This is a genomic window from Bacillus sp. JJ1521, from assembly GCF_036965165.1.
GTDB lineage: Bacteria > Bacillota > Bacilli > Bacillales > Bacillaceae_L > Ferdinandcohnia.
Window position 1 is genome coordinate 1 of record NZ_JBALOX010000279.1, and the last position, 1,784, is coordinate 1,784.

A 1,784-nucleotide genomic window follows, 5' to 3' on the forward strand; every position below is an offset into this window, starting at 1 on the left:
TATTTATTATATATCAAATGGTTAACTAATATTAATAACTACTCTTATTCTTAGTTTTAACGAATTTAAGAATGAGATCCTTTATTAATTCTAGTTCTTTTATCCTGGATATTTTACTTATAAAAATATAGAGGATAAACCCAATAATAACCTGAATTATTAATTTTGCTAGCGCGCTTTCGAATAACACCAATCCACTATAGTAAACAATCCCCCCCATTAAAATAGAAATAATAAAGATAGGAGTAAGGTCCCTAAGTTGTTCCGTTGTATTATATGATATTTCCCTACCAGAATAATAGGTATTAATAACTAGAGCAATGTATGAATGGATGACTGCCGATCCAATTAATCCAATTACTCCAAAGTCAAATATCAAGGATACAGAAATTAATACAGTTAAGATAACTTTTTTTATGATTTCAAGTAGTAAAAATATGTCAGATCTGCCTTTTACCTGAAGAATATTTAAATTTAAGGCGTGAATTGGATACAACATACCTGCAAAACATAGCAATTGTAGGTAAATAACTGATGGCATCCACTTATCTCCAAAAAGTAATTGTATTAAAGGGGAAGCTACAGTTGCCAATCCTATCATAAATGGGAAAATGATATATGCTGTCATTCGAATAACAGTCCTATATCCATTCCTTAGTTTTGTTTCATCCTCTTTAATACTACTAAGCACAGGATAAGTTACCCGCTGTATTGATGATGTAACCGATTGAGATGCCACATCTCTTAATTTAATTGCATTTGTATAATATCCAAGTGCAGTTACCGAGAAAAACTTCCCTATTAATATAAAATATAGGTTATTAAAAATTGTATCAATTAAACCGGATGCTAATATTTTGGATCCGAATCCAAAAAACCTTTTGAAAGATTGGAAACTAAATACGATAGAAGGGATCCATCTATTAAAAAACCATAAGAGACCGGTTTGAATAAATTGCATCGATAATGTTCTAATTACTAAACTCCAAACTCCCAAACCTTTAAAGGCACAAATGACTGCAATAATTCCAGAAATTATTCCAGCAAGTAAGTTAATTTTAGTCTGGGTTTTAAAGTCGACTCTTTTAATAAGAATTGCTCTTTGAATAATTCCAAATGAATTTATTATAAGAACTAATGAGAGTATCTTTATTATAGGAATTAGTGTTGGCTCCCCAAAGAATATACTAATTAACTCTGCTGATATAAAAATAATCCCGTACAATAATACAGCCATAAATAAGTTAAAGTAAAATACTGTAGAATAATCTATTTGACTTGGGTCCTTTTCACGTATTAAAGCTTGGGTAAATCCACTATCAATTATCGAGGTAGATATTGCGATAATCACTAAAATCATACCAATTAATCCAAATTGCTCCGGTAACAGTAATCTAGCCAGGATAATTTGAATGATAAATTGGAGACCTTGATTACCAATTAAATCCGTAAGGCTCCATATCAGTCCAGATAAGGTTTTACTCTTTAAAGAGTTATTTTCTTGCATTTCTTTTCCTCTTTCAATTTTTGAAATCAATAATCAAATTCTTTTTAATATATTTAGAAGACCTTTTCCCAAATCTTTTTGATATAAGCATCACTTGATATCAACTCAATTTTTTCTTTATTATTATTATTTCTATCAAGTTTAATGAACTCCTCAAAACTCTCATTTTCTATATTACAATAATCCGCAATTTCTAATTTTATATCTTTTTGCAAATAATCCCAAGTAGAAATATCATTTCTTATATATAATTTTTTTCCTAGGTATAGTAATGCAT

Annotated in this window: 2 protein-coding genes; both read right to left on the reverse strand. The window is 29.1% G+C overall.

What is annotated here, in order from left to right; genetic code table 11:
- Window positions 1–31: 31 nt before the first annotated feature.
- Window positions 32–1,507, reverse strand: coding sequence for a lipopolysaccharide biosynthesis protein (locus V7147_RS24765; protein WP_335370456.1), 1,476 nt, complete (start codon window positions 1,505–1,507; stop codon window positions 32–34).
- A 53-nt stretch (window positions 1,508–1,560) separates the two neighbouring features.
- Window positions 1,561–1,784, reverse strand: a 224-nt coding sequence (locus V7147_RS24770; protein ID WP_335370457.1) for a hypothetical protein, incomplete at its 5' end; no start/stop codon positions are given.

What these genes read in the sequence shown, in the direction of transcription:
- V7147_RS24765 (WP_335370456.1), bottom strand. Translation starts at nt 1,507, where the DNA reads ATGCAAGAAAATAACTCTTTAAAGAGTAAAACCTTATCTGGACTGATA.